The sequence below is a fragment of the Ruegeria sp. BG3 genome, assembly GCF_056538485.1.
This window is the reverse complement of sequence record NZ_JBQFTE010000007.1, coordinates 1-17,916: the sequence shown is the minus strand read 5'-3', so window position 1 is coordinate 17,916 and position 17,916 is coordinate 1. Positions and strand designations below refer to the sequence as shown.

The following is a 17,916-nucleotide window of genomic DNA, read 5'->3' as shown; positions in this document are numbered from 1 at the left end:
GTTAGGCTGCCCACTCCCACGGCCGGGTGTACGCGCCCAGCACCTTGCTGACATCGTCCTCGGATGCGCCGTTCGCGTCAAGCTGTGCGACAAGGCCACGCTTCTTGTCGTCGATGACCGAGACGACACGGGCATCAACGCCAGCTTGCTCAAGGGCGCCATTGTAGATCCGGGTGATCGCGTGCTTGCGCAGATCAGGTTTGAACACCTTACCAACCGCGGTCTTGGGCAATTCGGTCAGGATTGTCATGTGCTTGGGCTGAGCCGCGCGTTCATGAACATGGACTTTACAGAACTCCATCAACGCCTCTTCGGTCACCGAAGCTCCCTCCACCAGTTCTACGAATGCGCAAGGCACCTCACCGGAATGGGCGTCGGGCTGACCAATGGCACCTGCGAAGGCCACGGCCTCATGCCCCAGCAGGGCCTCTTCGATCTCGGCAGGGTCAATATTATGTCCGCCTCGAATGATCAGGTCCTTGGCACGTCCGGTGATCCAGAGGTACCCGTCCTCGTCAAAACGGCCTAGATCGCCTGTGCGCAGATACTTGTCATAGTGGTACAGGTTCTCGTTCTTGTCGGTTTCGGTATAGGTATTGCCCGCAAAGACACCGGGGTTCGAAACGCAGATTTCGCCAATCTCATCCACCGCGCATTCCTTTGGCCCGTCCGGACTGTCCTGCAGGATTTTGACATCTGTGTAGGGGAAGGGAATCCCGATCGAGCCGATCTTTTTCTCACCATCCACCGGGTTGCACGAGACTAGGCAGGTGGCCTCGGTCAGGCCATAGCCTTCAACGATAGTCACGCCTGTTGCCTCTTCGAACCGCCGGAACAGTTCCACCGGCAGCGGGGCCGAGCCGGAGAACGCCGTTTTCACCGAGGAAATATCAGCGTCCACCGGTCGTTGCATCTTGGCCGAGATCGCGGTGGGCACGGTGATGATGAAACTGACCTTCCAACGTTCGATCAGCTTCCAGAAATTGTCGAACACGCCATCGCCGCGATAACCCTGAGGTGTCGGGAAAATCACATGTGCGCCCGAGGACACGGCTGCCATCCAGATCACATGAACGGCAAAGACGTGGAACATCGGCAGCGGGCACATGATGACGTCGTTTTCGTCAAACAACAGCGTATTGCCCAGCCAGCCATTGTAGATCAGGCCCGAGTATTTGTGCTGCGCCACCTTCGGCATGCCGGTCGTGCCGCCTGTGTGGAAGTAGCAGGCCACCCGGTCCTCGGTGCTGTCTGCGAAGGTCAGGGTCGTGGGCTGTTTGGCCAATTCCTGATTGAAGTTCTTATAGTCCGCATGCGCGAGCTTTGCCTTGTCGCCCATTTTCGGCCGCAGGAAGGGAACGATCCAGGACTTCGGCGGCGTCAGATAGCGGTTCAGGTCAATCTCGAGAACGGTGTTGACCTTGGGCGCATGGCGCACGGCCTCTTCTACCTTCTGCGCCACATCCGTTTTCGGGAAGGACTTGAGCGTGACGACAACCTTGGCACCCGTCTCGCGCAGAATGGCGGCGATCTGTTCCGGCTCGAGCAGCGGGTTGATCGGGTTTACGATACCGGCCACGGCACCGCCCATCAGGGTCACCAGCGTCTCGTTACAATTGGGCAGGATATAGGCCACCACGTCGTTTTCGCCGATCCCGAGCGAGCGAAACAGGTTGGCCGCCTGATTGACCTGCCCTAGAAGGTTGGACCATGTCAGCGTCTCGGCCTTGTCATTCGGACCTGAAAACAGCTGAAAACTGACCGCGTTGTGGTTTGGAAATTTCTCTGCCGTGCGCGATAGCAGCTGGTGGAACGTCACCGGCAGGTCGCGGTCCTCCCACGTCATTTCCTGTTCAATACGCGCTTTGTCTTCCTTGCCAACAAAGGCCATGTGGCTCCTCCCCGTGTTTTATTCTCCCGCGCGCCACACGCGGAGTGATCTTACCTCAGATGGGATCACAACCTTGGCGGCGCAAGCAAGGGCTTAGCGAGGGAAAAGTTGAAAATGTAGAATGACGCTACGGCGTAACGGCGATTGCCGGAGCGTCACTTTATTCCGCAGCGACGCCGTCAGTGAACTGAAGACGGGCCAAACGGGCGTAAAGCCCATCTTGCGCCACCAGATCGTCATGCGTGCCTTGGGCGACAATGCGACCGGCCTCCAGCACGACAATGCGGTCTGCCTTTTTCACAGTAGCCAGCCGGTGCGCCACGATCAGGGTCGTGCGCCCGGCGCGCATCTGATCCACCGCGCCCTGCACAGCCCTTTCGCTTTCTGCATCCAGCGCCGAGGTCGCCTCGTCCAGCAACAGAACAGGCGCATCCCGCAAAATGGCGCGTGCAATAGCGATCCGCTGTTTCTGCCCGCCGGACAGCATCACTCCCCGTTCGCCAACGAAACTGTCATAGCCTTCGGGCAGTGCCGCGATGAAGTCGTGCGCAGCAGCAGCGTGCGCGGCGGCTTCGACCTCCGCGTCCGAGGCATCCAGACGGCCAAAGCGGATATTATCACGAGCCGAGGCGGCAAAAATAACCGGATCCTGCGGGACCAGCGCCATATGCTGGCGGAAATCTGCCCGGTTCAGGTTTTGCAGATCCATCCCATCCAGCATCACGCGCCCCGAGTTCGGGTCGTAGAACCGCTGGAGCAGTTGAACAACAGTTGTTTTGCCCGCGCCAGAGGGGCCAACGAAGGCAACCGTCTCGCCTGGATTGACCTGCAGGCTGAGCTTGTCCAGCGCCACCACATCGGGTCGCGCAGGATAGCGGAAGGTGACCTCTTCGAACCTGATCTCTCCGCGCACCGGTTGCGGCAACGGTTTTGCTTGGGACGGGTCGGTCACTGTATCTTCAGCATTCAGCAGCTCGACCAACCGTTCAGTGGCCCCTGCGGCGCGCTGAAGTTCGCTCCAGATCTCGGACAGGGCAGCGACAGAGCCTGCCATGATGACCGAGTAGATGACGAATTGGATCAGAACCCCTTCGGTCATCACCCCGTTGCGCACGTCGTTGGCCCCCATCCACAGCACTCCAACGATGCCTGAGAAGACGAGAAAGATCACGATGACCGTCAGAATGGCCCGCGTCTGGATACGCCGCAACGAGACGACATACGATGTCTCAGTCATGTCGCCGAATTGCTTGCGGCTTGCGCGTTCGTGGGTAAAGGCCTGCACGGTCTGTACCGCACCCAGCGCTTCGCCCGCGTTGCCCGATGAGGCCGCGATCCAGTCCTGATTCTCGCGGCTGATGGCGCGGAGCCTGCGGCCCAACACCAGAATTGGCACCACAACGACCGGGATCAGCAGCAGAACCAGCGCTGTCAGCTTGGCCGAGGTCAACAGCATCAACACCAACCCTCCGACAAACATCAGCAGGTTGCGCAGGGCAATCGATACAGATGACCCGATCACCGATTGAATCAGCGTCGTGTCGGTGGTGATCCGGCTGAGGACCTCTCCGGTCATGATGCGTTCGTAGAACTCGGGGCTCATGCCAATCACACGGTCAAAGACGGCCTTGCGGATATCGGCGACCACACGTTCGCCCAGACGGGTAACAAGCGCGTAGCGGATGCCTGTGCCCACGGCCAGAATACCGGCAATGCCAAGCGCGGCCAGGAAGTACCAATCCAGCAGCTCTCCGTCCTGAATGCGGAAGTTGTCCACCACACGGCGCACGGCCAAGGGCAAGGTAAGCGTCATACCAGCCGTCAGGACCAGCGCCAATGTCGCCCCCAGCATCAGCAGGCGATACGGCTTCATGAACGGCCAAAGCGACGCCAAGACGCCCAACTTTTTCGAGCCTGCTCTTTCTTCACTGGCGCCCGGCGCGGATGCGGTGGTCGTGCTGGCTGTCTGTCTCGCCATGTGCGGCCCTTATGTGTTCACTTTGTCTTCAATGCGGAGTTGCTGTTTCTTGGCGATACTGGCCCGCAGGGTCAAGAAGCCGCGCGCAAAATGCCCAGGGGCCTGGGCCATTTGACGCAGAGATGTACGGCTGAGTTGGAGCGGGTAGACGGAATCGAACCGACATAGCCTGCTTGGAAGGCTAAGGTTTAGGTCAATATTTTGTCAAACTTGTCAACAATCTGACACAAAATATCAGACTATTTTGTAGGCAATGTGTCGGGGATTATTTTTTGGAGCGGGTAGACGGAATCGAACCGACATAGCCTGCTTGGAAGGCAGGGGCTTTACCATTAAGCTATACCCGCTAAATGCTTCGCCTTCCTATGTGATGGCTAAGTGGGCGTCAAGTGCGAACCATCACTTGGGCAAATTGAGCCCGAAAGAAAGAGTTTTTCGTAGTTTGTGAGGAAGGTGTGAGCAAAGGCGTTCTCTTTGATATCGCAGGTGTTCTGTATCAGGGCGACAAACCACTGGCGGGTGCTGCGGAGGCGGTTTCAACCATTCGCGACACAGGACTTCCGGTTCGCTTTCTAACGAATTCAACCCGACGACCGAAGCGTGTTATTCTGGATAAGCTACAAGGCTTCGGAATAGACGCAGATCCCGAAGAAATCCTGACCCCCGCTGCGGCAGCTTGTGCCTGGCTAGAGGAAAACGGTCTTGCGCCACATCTTCTGATCCATCCGGATCTGGAAGAGGATTTTGCAAAGTGCTCGAAATCTGGCCCCAAAGCGGTAGTGGTTGGAGATGCCGGCCGCTATTTTACCTATGAACGATTGAACGCAGCCTTTCGCCTGATCCAAGACAGTGCTCCCTTTCTTGCATTGGCGTCGAACAGAGTGTTTCGCGATACAGACGGCGAATTGAGTCTGGATGCCGGCGCTTTCGTCCGGGCGCTTGAGTATTCGAGTGGAACGAATGCTCTTCTGTTTGGAAAACCATCGCCAGCGTTTTTCCACTCTGCCGCGCAAAGCATGGGGCTGGAGCCTGCTGAGGTAACAATGATTGGCGATGATGTCGAAAGCGATATCGCGGGTGCTTTGAAGGCGGACTTGCGCGCGGCCATACTGGTCCGAACCGGAAAATACCAAACTGGTGACGAGGCGTGTTATGAACCGCGACCCACTGCAACCGCAGACGGTATCCGTGCCGCTGTGGAACTTTTCACACAATGGGGCAATTGAAAGCAGCGGGATGAGTATTGTCTCGTCATCGCCCTGCACGGTTCAGGGTTAGCAACGGCGGCCAAACCGAAGTTTGTATTCCATGTCGGGTTAGCAAATGACAAGCGCGAGCACTGAATAATTGCGCTCGCTGAGAACACCAGAAAAGTTCACTAAGCGCACAAAGCGGCAATTCAACCTTAGAAGACTTACGGCAGGTTGGTCCCGCAAAGTTGACGTTCAGTCCGGTTGCGACGAACGACCTCTACGCGGGACATAGCTGCCGTCCACTTAGCACAAGGCAATGACCGCTCGCAGTCCAAAGAGGGCACCAAAATGTACTGCGCTAAGTAGGCTCGCGCACAAAACGCAAAGCTGGACTCAGGCAATTTCTTTGAAATCACAATTGATTTTGCAGTGAATGGCTCGGCAAAACGCAAAAGATCCAGTGTCAAATTTTGATTCAGCTGCTTTTCTCAATAGTGTTGGAAAGCAGAAAATTATTGATCGCAAATCGCCAAGCATAAGGGTCAAGGTTGCAGAATGAAACTCTCGTATCTCCTTCACGGTCACGTAACCCATCAACTTTACTGGCGATCACATTGCGCTTCGCGGCAAGCGCTTCGTCCAGCACAAGTCCATAAGCCTCCCAACGCGAGGGAATCGCAATGATATCGACGGCTTGATAAGCTTTTGCCGGGTCCTTGGCATGGCCCTTAAATTCGATGCGCAGGTCACCCTCTGCCAACGCCTCAAGGTATGAACGCTGACTGCCTTCGCCAAAGATCAACAAGCGCGCCTCCGGCGTTCGGGTTGACCGAAAACCCTGGATCAGGATGTCGAACCCTTTCTGCTGTTCCAGCCGCCCGATAGCGCCAATTGTGGTCTTTGACTTGGGAGGCATAGTGTTGCGTGACAACTGCTCAAGATCAACGGTCGGAGGAATGACAGCCAGTTTTTCCGAAGCAGCCAGGCGTCGTTCCTTCATCCAGTCCGACTGCGCATGGCTGACGGCGACCACCTGATCAAATAAGGAATAGATCACACGCAGCATCGCAAAAAACCGACGTTTATAAGGTACATTAAGGGTGGTGAATGCCCGGGTGTAACTGTGTTCGACATGGACCAGTCGAGTGTCCAGGTGCATTGCGCGAAGCGCCGAGAATGCGGGTAGGCTTCTCCAGCTTGGTACGACGTGGGACACGATGACATCCGCATTCAGTTTGCCCCAAGAAAATGCTGTCCGTTTGACTTTCAACACCTTTTGCTCGACCGCGCCGGACAGATCTGATTGCGCCAAAAGATGGTCGAGCATCCGCATCACGCCACCCGCTGTGGTGTCGTCTACCAGGTGTAGGATCTTTTTCTGTTCCATGATGACCCCTCTCTCAGATCGATTGAAGTTTGGATTTCATTTGTCCCAGCCGGGTGATCGGGCCGGGTCCAAGCGTTTTCAACACAAGGGCCGCGGCGAAGGTGCTGAACGATTTCATAGGTTCCTCAAGCACCGGGCGGAGGCTTTCCTGGACGCTGCGCGCAAACAACTCCCAAGCTGTGTCCTGATCGAGGTTGGTGATGGCCCGCCGCGACAGATAGCGCAGCTGATAAGCACGGGCCGAGGGTTCGTGCCGGGCAAAGAATTCAGGGTTCAGCGGGCGCAGCTTCGCGACCATCCGCTCCCACGCCTCCAACTGGCGATCCAAAGCCGCCGAAAGCCCGCCTGCGTTGATCCGGTAGTGGGTTAGAAGCCCCGGAACACCTTCGATCTGCCAATCGGTCTTCAACATCAACCGCATCCAGCATTCGATATCTTCGGACTGGCGGAATGTCTCATCGAAGACCCAATCCCGCTGGGTTTCAAAGCTCGGGCGGTAGGCCAGAGCCTCCAGCACCGTCTTTCGAATAACGGCCGCCGATCCATTGCCGATTGGGTTGCGGTTCAGAACATGTGCTGCGGTCACATCCTTCAGGCGGGGTGCTTGTTTGATCCCCATCGCGCACCCCGCCTCGTCGATCAAGGCACTGCCGGAGTAACTAACCCCCACATCCGGTTCGGCCTTGAGATGGTGAATATGAGCCGCCAGCTTTTCGGGCATCCACAGATCGTCGGCGTCGCAAAAGCCGACGAATGCACCACGCGCGGCAGCGATGCCGGTATTTCTGGCCCCCGCCAGCCCGCGATTGGCTTGCTGGACCAGTCGTACGCTTGGGTCGCTTTGGTGTGCGCGGGCAATCTCGGCAGTCGCATCCTGCGATCCATCGTCGACAATGATGATTTCGAAATCGTCATAGGTTTGCGCCTGCAGTGAGGCGAGCGTTTCGGCCAAGGTTGCTTCGGCGTTGTAGGCGGGTACGACGATGGATGCTGTGGGCATGGTGATCTCCTTCAGAATTCTCATGAAAACAACGCGCGTTTGATCGCTTGCGGCAGGATCGGGGCCAGCGCGGCCCCTGCGACGGTAAGCAGTCCTCGGCGCAGGGGCAGCAGGAAACTGCGCGCATGCAGGCTCAAGCCGTTGCGTGTGTAGAACAGGGCCTGACTCTGATGCCCCAACCGCAGCGCCCGGCGTGCAAGATAGCGCTGATAGATGGCCTCGGATGACCGCGACGGGAACACGCCATATGATGCGGCTGTTTTGACCGCGTAGGCCCGCCCAGCGCGCATTGCGGCCAAATCCGACGACAAGCCCCGGGCGCTGGTGCGATACCAGACTTGGAACTGATTGACCCCTTCGATGGTGAACCCTTCGCCTGCGAGGCGGATCAACAGCTCCAAGTCTTCGTTATGCACCGTTCTCGTGTCTAACCCGCCAACGGCGTTGAAGACTTCACGACGTATCGAAAGATTGGACATGGTGCAGACCGGGTTCTCGGCCAACAGGTCCTGAATGGTCAGCGTTGCACTTGGAACGGTCGAGCGTGTCTGAGAATCTCCGGGCTGATCGGTGAAGAACCGGATTTGCCCAAAAACTGCATCTGTCAAAGACGGCTGAAAGGCTTCGTCTAGTTGCGCCAGCTTGTCCTTGTGCCACAGATCATCCGCGTCGCAGAACGCCAGTATGTCACCCTTGGCCAGTTCGGCCCCATAGTTGCGGGCAGCGCTTGGGCCATCGAAGGGGCTGCTGGCGACCCGGATACGGTGGTCTTGCGCGATGTGATCTAGCACGACGGACAGGCACGCGCTTGAGGGACGGTCGCCGACGCAGATCACCTCCCAATTCGTGAAGCTTTGCGTGCGAATGCTGGTCAGCGTGTCGGCAATTGTATCCGCATCGGTGTGAAACGGCACGATGACGGTAAAGCGGGTCATTGGAAGCCGAACCTTTCTGTTGATTTGTGATCCCGTGGCAACAGCACCCAAGAGGCGGTCAACATCAGGGCAGTACTGGTCAGCAGGTATCCGAACGCCACTGGCATCAGCCCGAACGGAGCCATGATCGCGGTGTTGAGGATCAATGCGAAAGCCAAAGCCGCGCTGACCCGCAGCTCAGTAATCGCGAGGTTCTCGGACCGTAGCCAGCCGGCCACGGCGGACCAGATGACGCTGGGTAATGTGGCAAGGCACAAGACCGAAACCACCGGTGAAATCTGTTGCCACTCGGCCCCCAGCAGCAGCGGCACATAGACCGGCGCAAGCGCGGCTTGCAGAAAAACCAACGGGCTCAGCACCAGGAGGGACGTGCCGAGCCCATGACGCAGCGCCTTGGTTTTATCCGGGGCTGCGCAAAGATGTGGGAAAAGAACGACTGAAAAGGCCTGCGTGAACGATGTCGCCAAGCCGAGCCCAGCGTTGAAAGCCATGAAGTAGATGCCAAGGCTCTCGGCCCCCAGCATCGCGCCGACGACAAGCTTGTCGGCTTGCAGACGCAGAACTTTGACGATCTCGACCCCCAGAACGGCCCAGCCGAACCCAACAAAGGGGCGAAGGGCGGCAAATCCTTGTTTGGTGTCCGACGCCCAAGGGCGGAGGCGGCGCATTAGGACCAGCCAGATCGGAGCAGCCAGCAAGCGGGGCAGCGCCAAAGCCAGCGGCGAGGCCCAGAGCAGCGCTAGTAGCGCCGCCATGACATTCGCACCAACCACCTGCCCTCCTGCAACCGCGGCAGTCTGTTGCAGCTTGCCCTCACGCATCGCAAGCGCGGCCTGCACCAGACCGGCGGGCATTAACAGGTACTCTCCGGCCAGAATGGCGAGCAGCAGCGCCAGCGTCTCGTGCCCTATCGCGTAGAGGAACGCAGCTATTGCCAGTTGCAGCGAAAACAGCGCCCCGCACCAAACCCAGAAAATACGACGCGCGGTGTTGCAGCGCTGTTCCAGCTCGGCCTGCGGGGCTTGGATGATCCTCTGCCCCACACCGTTCTCGGTCAGCGCCTTGAGGATATCCCCTGCGGCGAGGGCAGCAGCAGCCAGACCGATCGCCTCGGGGCTGAGGCTGCGGGCCACAACAACAACGACCACAAGACGCGAGGCTTTTGCCGCCACTTCGGACGCCGCATAGGCCAGCAAGTGCCGCAAGAAACCGGAATGTGCCAATCGCTGAGTCATGTCGCCAAAAGTCCAAAACACTGTTGGGATCAGTTTAAATTAGCCGCGACATCCCTGTCCCAGACGCGGGCGGACAGCAGGAAGAACCATCCGGCGAGCGACCTATCCGAATGGGATAAGCGGCAATCCCGATGCCGGTCTGACGCACATCAAGACACTGCTGTAGCTGTGGATGCAGTTCAGGAGAGTTCAAAATGACACGACATTTCAAAGTTTTGGTATTAGGAGCCGTCAGCGCAATTGCTCTGTCGGGTTGCAGCAGCATGAAGACCCCGCGCAACATCGAACCCGTCGCAAAAGGCGACAGCTATCAAGCGCAGTACCGTGCCCCCTCGCGGCGCCGGGCAAATGGACCTTTGCTGCAAGCGGAGCATATGAATGGACGCGCCTGTATGCCTCAGACCGGGGATCAGGGTGCAAGTGCTTTTGCTAAATGGTCACAGCCCGCGCTTAGCCCATTGTTGGGCGAGAAGCTTTCGCGCAATGACATGGTGCAGATCACCATCGACGGGGATGAGCTTCTCAGCGACACCTATGTTGTGTCCCGCGATGGCGATCTGAAGCTGCCTTACCTACCGCCGGTGCGTGCACAGGGTCGTACCACCGAGCAGGTAGAGCGGGATGTCGCCCGCGTTCTGGTGGCAGCGCAGTTCTACGACAACACCCCGCGCGTCACGGCGCGCATCAGCGATCTCGCCTCGGTCACTGTCGGCGTGAAAGGCGCAGTGTTTGAGCCGCACTCGGTCGAGATCGGAGGCATCTCAGGCGACTCACTGGATCGAGGGCGCCAGGGTGTGCTGGGCGCCTCGACCGAGGCGCGCAACCTCTCGGTGGCCATTCGCGCTGCCGGAGGTGTGCGCCCTGATGCGGATCTGTCAGCGGTCGAACTGCACCGGCAAGGCACGATCTACCGGATGGACCTACGCGGCGTGTTCGAAGGCTCAGACCCGACCGACATCATGCTGCTGACCGGGGATCAGATCGTGGTCAACAGCCGAGGGTGTTTCCAGGATGATCTGATGCGCCCCAGCCCGATCAGCCCGCCCGGCGTGACGCTTTATATGTCCAACCTCACGCAACCTGCAACTGGCAACGCAGAGTCGGCTATTGGACGCGACGTGCGTGAGGTACCCTATGGCACGCGCTACCTGCAGGCCGTCGTCGATACCAATTGCGTCGGCGGAGCCAAGACGACCAACGCCAATCGCAGCGCGGTCCTGTTCACCCGCAACCCGATGACCGGGAACTCGATCGTCATTGAACGCAATATCGAAAAGCTGCTGCGACGTGGGGATCGGGATGACTATGACCCCTATGTTCTGCCGGGTGATGCGATTGCCTGCTACGACAGCAAAGTGACCGGCTTGACCGAGGTCGCCCGCGCGGTTGGTATCGTCGGCGCAGCGGCACTGCTAGCCCCCTAATTCAATCCCGAGCGGGCGATGCTTTCGCCCGCTCCCAAGCGGTAGAAACTGCAGCGAGTTTGTCAGTGATTTCTTTGCGTTCTTTGACCGCAGTCTCTACCGCAATTAACGCCTCTCGAAACTCTTCCGCGCCGAAGGTCGCTGCACTGCCAGCCAGTTTGTGACAAACCTGAGCGACTTGGGTCAAATCTGACTGGTCAAAAGCCCCGGTTTCGAGCTGTTCAACGAACTCATCCCCTTCGGCAATGAACTTGGCAAGCAGGCGGGCAAAGACTTCGGGCCCGAGGCTGTCTCTTAGCTCAGCCAACGGATCAGGCTGCGCATGCTCCGAAATCTGTCCCTCGGCTCGGGTGACCACCGAAAGCGCAGTGCGCAGGGCATCAAGCGAAATTGGTTTGCCAATGAAAGCCGTCATGCCAGCGGCGCGAAAGGTTTCGACCGCGTCTGGCAGGACATTGGCCGACACCGCGATAATCGGCACATCTTCAGACCGCCCCTGACCGTTACGAATATGGCGCGCTGCGGTTGGCCCATCCATCACCGGCATGCTGATATCCATCAGGATCGCGTCGAACCTCTGACTGCTGGCCTTGTCGACGCCGACCTGCCCATTTTCCGCTGTCGCTACACTATGACCGTCCAGCGCCAGCATGTTGCAGATGACCTCGAGGTTGATCTCGTTATCTTCGACCACCAACAAGTTCAGAGGGCGAACGGTCTCGGTATTGATCTGAGCAGCTTCTAGCAGTTGGTCGCGCGCCCACGGCTGCAACGGTATCCGCAGCCAGAAAACACTGCCTTCGCCCAATGTGCTTTCCGCCCCGACCTCACCGCCCATGGCCTGCGCGAACCTACGGGCAATTCCCAGGCCAAGCCCGGTTCCTCCGACCGTGCGACCGATAGAGGGATCGCTGGTGTAGAAGTCATCAAAAATGGCGTCGATCTCATCATCGGCGATGCCAGCCCCGGTATCGATCACACGCACTTCGTATACATGTGCCTTACCCTGATCTTCAGGTTCACATCTTTCGACCTCAATAGAAACACGGCCATTTTCGGTAAACTTGATCGCATTACCCACGAGGTTCAGCAGAATTTGCCGCAACCTTTGCGCATCAGTCGCGACATGCGGATAGGCTCCACCCACCCATTGCCAAGAGATTGAGTTGCCGCGCGAGGCCGCATTGCCGCTTTGACCATCCACTAGGTCCTGCAGCATCGCGTTCAGGTCGGTCGGCTCGTGCGCGACTGACAGCTTGCCGGCCTCGAACCGAGCAATATCCAGCACCGCATCCACATGGCTTTGCAGAACCTGGCCCGAGATCTCCATGTTGCGGACAAACTGAGACTGCTGTTTGGTCGTGCGCGTATTCTTGAGAAGGGTGAGGTTGCCCAGCAGCCCGTTCAACGGGGTTCTGATCTCATGGCTCATAACAGTCAGAAAATCCGACTTGGCCTTTTCCCCGGCAAGGGCACGGTCGCGGGCCGAGACAAGCTCTTTTTGATCCGCAACGCTTTGTGAGATATCGCGGACGAAACCGATGACGATTTCCTCATCCCCGGCCTGGGCGGATTGCAACGCGAGTTCAACGGGAAAGACATCCCCATTCTTGCGCATCGCCTCAAGCTGGACGCGACCCTTGCCAACGACGTGACGGTCGCCTCCGCTCTGCATCCGCTCCATGCCTTGGTTGTGGGCCTCGCGTAGATGCGAAGGCACAATCAATTCACCGATCGAATGCCCTTTGGCCTCTGCCTCGGAATACCCGAAAATCGATTGTGCAGCCGCGTTGAACTCCAGCACTGTGCCGGCGGCGTTCACCACGATCACGGCATCCAATGAGGTCGACAGGATTGTATTCATGCGTTGGTTTGCCTGCTGAATCGCCTGCCCCCGCCGATCAGCTTTGCGGTTGACCACCAAGAGGTAGGCGCTGACCGCAGTCAGCGTCAAAAACAACCCACCGGACAAAACGGCCAGTTGAAACAGGCTGAGCGCGGTTTCCTCACGGCGATGATCCGACTGGCTTGCAAAGTACGAGATCGCCGAGACCGAAAGCTCTCGCACCTTTGGAGCGATCCCCTGCGCGCCGTCATAGAGATCCGGCAGCCCCGCAATGAGCCCAGGATCCCTAGCGTCGATTGTAGGCACCGAGGCCTCCAGATAGGCGGAGACGTCACTCAGAGGTTCAGTGAATTTCGGGTCACTTCGCAGCGTTTCAAACAGACGCGAGGTGTCCAGAATATCGATACGGCTGTAAAAAAGATCGAAACGGCGGCGGATAAGGTCCAGGTTTTCGGTGCTTGCCTCTGCATCCGATACACCAGCCTCTAGCGCGTTGAGGTAGAACAGGAACTCGACCTCGACCTGCGTCAGCGTCCATTGCACGTTGTCTGTCCGGGCTGACTGCCGGTCGCGCAGATCGGATATCACCTTGACGGACAGCAACACGACCAAAGCTAGGGCACCCAGAACGGCGATGCCGATGAGCCCGAAAGCCCACCGGCGACGCGAGTGGTTTTGGAAATTTCTTGTCAATGTTTGGCCCGCATCGCCCACTTCATACTGTATTGTAACCCCACGCTATTTAACGATTTCCAACCTGTCGAGTTGCCAAATGCTGCGAGAGTAAATCACCTCGGTCTGGTACTTGGTGTCACTGTCGTATGGATATACGATCCATAGCGGACCTTTCTGCCGCCGTGACATCCCCGCACCGTCCATCTCATAGGCGACAATTGGGTCCTGTTCCGAGATCGAATCCACAGGGATCTCAACCGCGTAGTCGTTAATCGCCGTTGCCCGGATCGTCTCACCTTCTGCTCCGATCCGTTCCAGCAATACAGACAGGGGAACGCCGACAAAGCTGGTCTCGCCTTCAGTCCAGATCGTCGAGGTTTCAAAGCTGCGTTGCGGCAGCGCCTGCAACATTTCCATATCGAACTGCGCCGCCCCGTCGGGCCCGGTCTGTGCGATATTGCCCGAAATGGTCAGAACGACCTCACCTGACGGGGCCGCCAAGTCTTCGGCTTGCGCAGACGTCAGGCAAAAAGTGAACGCCGCTGTTATGATCGCAAAAAACACACGCATCTTGGTCTCCATTTCTTTGACCATAAGAAACCAGAAATAGGTCCGCAGCGACAGATGGGCATGGGGATACGCACCTATCCGTTCGGATAGGTGCCTCTGTCTTATGCGGCGGCAGACAGGAGGTTCATGCGCTGACGCAGCATGGATTTGAACCCGTCCCGCAGTTCGGCACGTTGCAACGCAAAGACGGTGGTTGCCTCAAGATATCCGGCGACCGATCCACAATCGAAGCGCTCTCCTTGAAAGGCGAAGCCGTGGCAACCGGTCCTTTCGATATCCGCCGCGATCGCATCGGTCAGTTGGATTTCATTGCCCGCGCCGGGTGCCAATCCGTTCAGCTGATCGAAGATCGAAGGGTGCAGCAGATATCGCCCGACAATGCCAAACTCGGATGGGGCCTGGTCGGCGGATGGCTTTTCAACCAACCCTTTCAGATGTTGCACCTGCCCTCTCCTTTGCTCGATATCGACCACGCCATAAGCGCTGATCCGGTCGGATAGGACGGCTTCGGTCGCGATCATGTGGCTGCCTTCTAAGTTCTGGACCATTTGCGCCAGGACCGGACGCTGCGCGTGGATCACATCATCCGGCAAGATCACGGCAAAGGGTTCATTACCGACAATGTCACGCGCCAGAGAGACTGCGTGGCCCAGACCGCGCGGGCTGTCTTGTTGGATAAAACTGTATGTCTCGTCCTCAAGGTGCGTGCAGCGTAATCGGTTCAGCAGGGTGGTTTTGCCGCCATCCTTCAGTTTGCGCTCCAGCCCCGGGTTCCGCCTAAAATACGTCTCCAGCGCGGATTGGCCGGTTGAGGTGATAAAGATGAATTCATCAATCCCGGCGGCGCGGGCCTCGTCCACCGCATATTGGATCAAGGGACGGTCGATCAGTGGCAACATCTCCTTGGTCACCGATTTGGTGGCGGGCAAAAACCTTGTGCCCAGACCCGCGACCGGGAATACAGCTTTGCGAATACGTGTCATTTCTATGCTCCTAGGTTTGATCAGTAAGCGCCTCTGCCCGACACGACAGCACGTGCGGTCAATGCGATGAGGAAAAGGTTCAGAAGGAGCGAGCGGGCGCGGACATAGGCCGTATCCAGTTCGATCATGCGGTCAAAGCCGATGCCCGCGCGGCCCGAAACCTGCCAGAGGCCAGTGATACCGGGACGCACCTGAAGGCGCTCAAGTGCTTGTTCAGGATAGGCTGCAACCTCTTCGGGCAAGGCCGGGCGCGGGCCAACCAGAGACATATCCCCTTTCAGCACGTTGAAGATTTGCGGCAGTTCATCCAGCGAGCACCGGCGCAGAACTTTCCCGACACGGGTGATGCGTGGATCATTTTTAGCTTTGAAGCACACGCCCTCACGGTCCGAATGGGCGAGCAGGTCCGTACGCCGTGCTTCTGCATCCTGCGTCATCGAGCGGAACTTGTAGATCGTGAAAGGCACGCCGTTTTGACCGATCCGCGTCTGCCGAAAAAAAGCGGGGCCGCGACTGTCCAATCGCACCAATGCGGCGATTGCGGCCATGGGCAGGGCCAGAAGAAACAGCGCGGCCACCGCCAAAGTAAGGTCCAGCAGGCGGCATGCTGAGACCTTGGGGACAGAATTGTGCGCGGCACGCCCCAGGAATTCGAAATTGCCGATTAGATATCTTCGGGCCATGCGACGGGGCTCCATCGCTAGCCGCCATGCCCATTCCATCCGGGCGCGACGAACGACGCACGGTGCCCGGCGCACATTCCCGGCCAGGAAGTCAAACAAAGCACCCACACCAAGCGCGATGCGAGGGTCAAGCCGGTGGCGGTTCTGCGTGATCCACAGTTCCTGCAGCGGGACGCCCATCGCGACCAACAGGATGTCCGCGCCGGACTGGTTGATATCGTCGATCGCCTCATCAACCCGCGCTGCACCTTCATAACCATCGCGCGTACCAGCCACTGCCAAATCGGGGATCATATGCTGCAACCGGGCCGCCGCTGCCTGAGCTGTTCCGGGACGTCCCCCCAACAGGTAGACCGACTGCCCAAGACGCGCCGCCCGTTTCAGCAGTTTGGGCACAAAGTCCGTACCGTTCAGGTTCTCGGCCAGCTGGACACCTTGCAACTTTGCCGCGACCTCTACCCCAATTCCGTCCGGAAGGATCATATCTGCCCGGGCCAATGCTGCTCGATAGGTATGGTTACGGGCCCGTATGTTTGCGCAATGTGCGTTCAGGAAAAATACCGTCCGGCGCATCCCATCCAGCAGTTTTGAGATCACCTGTCCGGATTGGGCATTCACAATTGGCAAACCCAAAATCTCAGTCTCTTCCAGAGTTGGTGTGGGTGTCGGCTGCGCGCCTTTGTACATATCTTGGACTGACAGGAACTGCATGGAACTCTCCGATCAACGATGACAATCTGTGGTTTCAGACTGCCAACGTGATCCTGCAACCGATAGGCGAGCATCCGGAGAGCGATCGGAGAATAGGTCTATTCAAACGACCCCGCAGCACATAGCGTGGTGGAAACGGCCCACTGACCTATCCGATTGGATATTCACCTGTCCGTCAGGCAGGCTTCATGCCATGTGTTCAATGATTTATTAACGCATTTGGGTGTGGTTGGGGGCAGACGGAGATTTTAGATGAAAGTTCTTATTGCTGACGACCACGAGCTTATTTTGGACACGCTCGTTGCTTTCATAGATGCCGCAGGTGGGATCGAGGTTGAGACCGCGCCGGACTTCCCCGCGGCGAAAACTCTGATTGAAAACGACGGAGCCTTTGATCTGGTCCTTCTGGACCTGAACATGCCCGGCATGAACGGGTTGAGCGGGCTTGAAACCTGTATCGCTTTAGACGGCGTCCAACATGTGGCCCTGTTTACCGGCGACACCTCGCGCGATCTGGCGCAACGCGCGCTGGAACTAGGGGCTGCCGGTTTCGTTCCCAAAACCCTACCTGCCAAATCCCTGGTTAACGCGATCCGCTTTATGGCGATGGGCGAGCAATACCTTCCTGCGGGTTTCATAAACGCAGAGCAGCCGGAAGACTCCCACCCCATGGCGCAAAAACTGACAGAGCGCGAGCGGCAGGTTCTGAAAGGGCTGACTGAAGGCAAATCCAACAAGGAAATCGCCCGCGATCTGGATCTGTCAGAGCCGACGATCAAACTGCATATGAAGACTTTGTACCGCAAAGTTGGTGTCAGCAATCGAACCCAGGCCGCCTTGGCCGCGCGCGAGGCGGGGTTGTTCTAAGCGTGACTATCCAAAGGGATAGGGGGCGCTCCCAATCCCCTCGGCCCCTAGCCTGCTGAGCGAATGATCAGCGATCAGATGCGGTGTATCACCCTTGCAAGAAAGGGTTTTTCCATGCCGCAACAGATTTCGAACTCCTCTGATTCCACGCGCGACATGCAATTTCTGCATTGGGTGCGCATTTCCCGATCCAATTTTAGAACGCTGGGGTGGCGTCGCATCTTAAAGGGTGGGCGCCTTAGCGATCTAGGCCGCCTGCCCCGTTACGTGGCACTGTTCCTTCTGGGTGCGAGTTGCATCTGGGCCCCGATCAGCGGATATCTGGCAACCGCGCCAGTCAAATACACCTCACACGCATCGCTTATCCTGCCAGGGTCTGGCGCTTCGGCATCGGTGAACCTGGCCAATATCGGTCAGGCATCCTCATACGCGAATTCTGCCTTTGCCAACGGATCAATCAGTCCGACCGAGACGTATAAACGTTTGTTGTCGGCCGATCGCATCCTCGATGCGGCAGCCAAGGCGGTAGAGGCTGACC

Annotated in this window: 13 protein-coding genes, 1 tRNA gene and 1 pseudogene; 4 read left to right on the top strand and 11 right to left on the bottom strand. The window is 58.0% G+C overall.

The window, feature by feature from the left end; translation table 11 throughout:
* Window position 1: 1 nt before the first annotated feature.
* From ACR0AI_RS11920 to ACR0AI_RS11910, 3 genes are all read right to left on the bottom strand, one after another.
* Complete coding sequence (locus ACR0AI_RS11920; protein ID WP_480674633.1) at window positions 2-1,891, bottom strand: acyl-CoA synthetase; 1,890 nt, start codon at window positions 1,889-1,891, stop codon at window positions 2-4.
* 160 nt (window positions 1,892-2,051) lie between these two features.
* Complete coding sequence (locus tag ACR0AI_RS11915; protein WP_480674635.1) at window positions 2,052-3,869, bottom strand: ABC transporter transmembrane domain-containing protein; 1,818 nt, start codon at window positions 3,867-3,869, stop codon at window positions 2,052-2,054.
* 273 nt (window positions 3,870-4,142) lie between these two features.
* Window positions 4,143-4,216 (bottom strand) — tRNA-Gly (locus ACR0AI_RS11910).
* Between the two features lie 108 nt (window positions 4,217-4,324).
* Here ACR0AI_RS11910 and ACR0AI_RS11905 point away from each other — a divergent pair.
* On the top strand, window positions 4,325-5,095 hold the full coding sequence (locus ACR0AI_RS11905; protein WP_480674637.1) for a TIGR01458 family HAD-type hydrolase: 771 nt from the start codon (window positions 4,325-4,327) through the stop codon (window positions 5,093-5,095).
* A 442-nt stretch (window positions 5,096-5,537) separates the two neighbouring features.
* Here the strand turns inward: ACR0AI_RS11905 and ACR0AI_RS11900 are convergent, their stop codons facing one another.
* The 4 genes from ACR0AI_RS11900 to ACR0AI_RS11885 are packed head-to-tail and all read right to left on the bottom strand — an operon-like array spanning window position 5,538 to window position 9,619.
* A complete protein-coding gene (locus ACR0AI_RS11900) occupies window positions 5,538-6,449 on the bottom strand; it encodes a glycosyltransferase family 4 protein (RefSeq protein ID WP_480674639.1) in 912 nt (303 codons plus the stop codon).
* Between the two features lie 13 nt (window positions 6,450-6,462).
* Complete coding sequence (locus ACR0AI_RS11895; protein WP_480674641.1) at window positions 6,463-7,449, bottom strand: glycosyltransferase family 2 protein; 987 nt, start codon at window positions 7,447-7,449, stop codon at window positions 6,463-6,465.
* 20 nt (window positions 7,450-7,469) lie between these two features.
* The gene (locus tag ACR0AI_RS11890; RefSeq protein WP_170471327.1) at window positions 7,470-8,384 is read right to left on the bottom strand and encodes a glycosyltransferase family 2 protein; all 915 of its coding nucleotides are present in this window, start codon (window positions 8,382-8,384) and stop codon (window positions 7,470-7,472) included.
* Window positions 8,381-9,619, bottom strand: coding sequence for an oligosaccharide flippase family protein (locus ACR0AI_RS11885; RefSeq protein WP_480674643.1), 1,239 nt, complete (start codon window positions 9,617-9,619; stop codon window positions 8,381-8,383). Before ACR0AI_RS11885 ends, ACR0AI_RS11890 begins: the two co-directional genes overlap by 4 nt.
* 194 nt (window positions 9,620-9,813) lie before the next feature.
* Between ACR0AI_RS11885 and ACR0AI_RS11880 the strand changes: the two genes are divergently transcribed.
* Window positions 9,814-11,043 (top strand): polysaccharide biosynthesis/export family protein, encoded by a 1,230-nt coding sequence (locus ACR0AI_RS11880; protein ID WP_480674645.1) that lies wholly within the window; start codon window positions 9,814-9,816, stop codon window positions 11,041-11,043.
* A gap of 1 nt (window position 11,044) precedes the next feature.
* Here the strand turns inward: ACR0AI_RS11880 and ACR0AI_RS11875 are convergent, their stop codons facing one another.
* The 4 genes from ACR0AI_RS11875 to ACR0AI_RS11860 form a co-directional block, all read right to left on the bottom strand.
* On the bottom strand, window positions 11,045-13,582 hold the full coding sequence (locus ACR0AI_RS11875; RefSeq protein ID WP_480674647.1) for an ATP-binding protein: 2,538 nt from the start codon (window positions 13,580-13,582) through the stop codon (window positions 11,045-11,047).
* Between the two features lie 45 nt (window positions 13,583-13,627).
* Window positions 13,628-14,134 carry a putative pterin-binding protein gene (locus ACR0AI_RS11870; RefSeq protein WP_480674649.1) on the bottom strand — a complete coding sequence of 169 codons (507 nt, stop codon included), beginning with the start codon at window positions 14,132-14,134 and terminating at the stop codon, window positions 13,628-13,630.
* 101 nt (window positions 14,135-14,235) lie between these two features.
* Window positions 14,236-15,117, bottom strand: a complete 882-nt coding sequence (locus ACR0AI_RS11865; protein WP_480674651.1) for a UTP--glucose-1-phosphate uridylyltransferase — start codon at window positions 15,115-15,117, stop codon at window positions 14,236-14,238.
* Between the two features lie 20 nt (window positions 15,118-15,137).
* Window positions 15,138-16,511 carry a WecB/TagA/CpsF family glycosyltransferase gene (locus ACR0AI_RS11860; protein WP_480674653.1) on the bottom strand — a complete coding sequence of 458 codons (1,374 nt, stop codon included), beginning with the start codon at window positions 16,509-16,511 and terminating at the stop codon, window positions 15,138-15,140.
* Between the two features lie 252 nt (window positions 16,512-16,763).
* On the opposite strand from ACR0AI_RS11860, the gene ACR0AI_RS11855 reads away from it, so the two are divergent.
* Together ACR0AI_RS11855 and ACR0AI_RS11850 are read left to right on the top strand one after the other, a co-directional pair.
* Window positions 16,764-17,378: a LuxR C-terminal-related transcriptional regulator gene (locus ACR0AI_RS11855; protein ID WP_480674655.1), complete on the top strand. Its 615-nt coding sequence runs from the start codon at window positions 16,764-16,766 to the stop codon at window positions 17,376-17,378.
* Window positions 17,379-17,492: 114 nt separating this feature from the next.
* Window positions 17,493-17,916, top strand: a pseudogene (locus ACR0AI_RS11850) (hypothetical protein); the annotation flags it as partial.

Excerpts from the sequence above, each read along its gene's own strand:
- ACR0AI_RS11880 (WP_480674645.1), top strand. The coding sequence starts at position 9,814 with ATGACACGACATTTCAAAGTTTTGGTATTAGGAGCCGTCAGCGCAATT.
- ACR0AI_RS11900 (WP_480674639.1), bottom strand. The coding sequence starts at position 6,449 with ATGGAACAGAAAAAGATCCTACACCTGGTAGACGACACCACAGCGGGT.
- ACR0AI_RS11885 (WP_480674643.1), bottom strand. The coding sequence starts at position 9,619 with ATGACTCAGCGATTGGCACATTCCGGTTTCTTGCGGCACTTGCTGGCC.
- ACR0AI_RS11915 (WP_480674635.1), bottom strand. The coding sequence starts at position 3,869 with ATGGCGAGACAGACAGCCAGCACGACCACCGCATCCGCGCCGGGCGCC.
- ACR0AI_RS11890 (WP_170471327.1), bottom strand. The coding sequence starts at position 8,384 with ATGACCCGCTTTACCGTCATCGTGCCGTTTCACACCGATGCGGATACA.
- ACR0AI_RS11855 (WP_480674655.1), top strand. The coding sequence starts at position 16,764 with ATGAAAGTTCTTATTGCTGACGACCACGAGCTTATTTTGGACACGCTC.
- ACR0AI_RS11865 (WP_480674651.1), bottom strand. The coding sequence starts at position 15,117 with ATGACACGTATTCGCAAAGCTGTATTCCCGGTCGCGGGTCTGGGCACA.
- ACR0AI_RS11860 (WP_480674653.1), bottom strand. The coding sequence starts at position 16,511 with ATGCAGTTCCTGTCAGTCCAAGATATGTACAAAGGCGCGCAGCCGACA.
- ACR0AI_RS11870 (WP_480674649.1), bottom strand. The coding sequence starts at position 14,134 with ATGCGTGTGTTTTTTGCGATCATAACAGCGGCGTTCACTTTTTGCCTG.
- ACR0AI_RS11920 (WP_480674633.1), bottom strand. The coding sequence starts at position 1,891 with ATGGCCTTTGTTGGCAAGGAAGACAAAGCGCGTATTGAACAGGAAATG.
- ACR0AI_RS11895 (WP_480674641.1), bottom strand. The coding sequence starts at position 7,449 with ATGCCCACAGCATCCATCGTCGTACCCGCCTACAACGCCGAAGCAACC.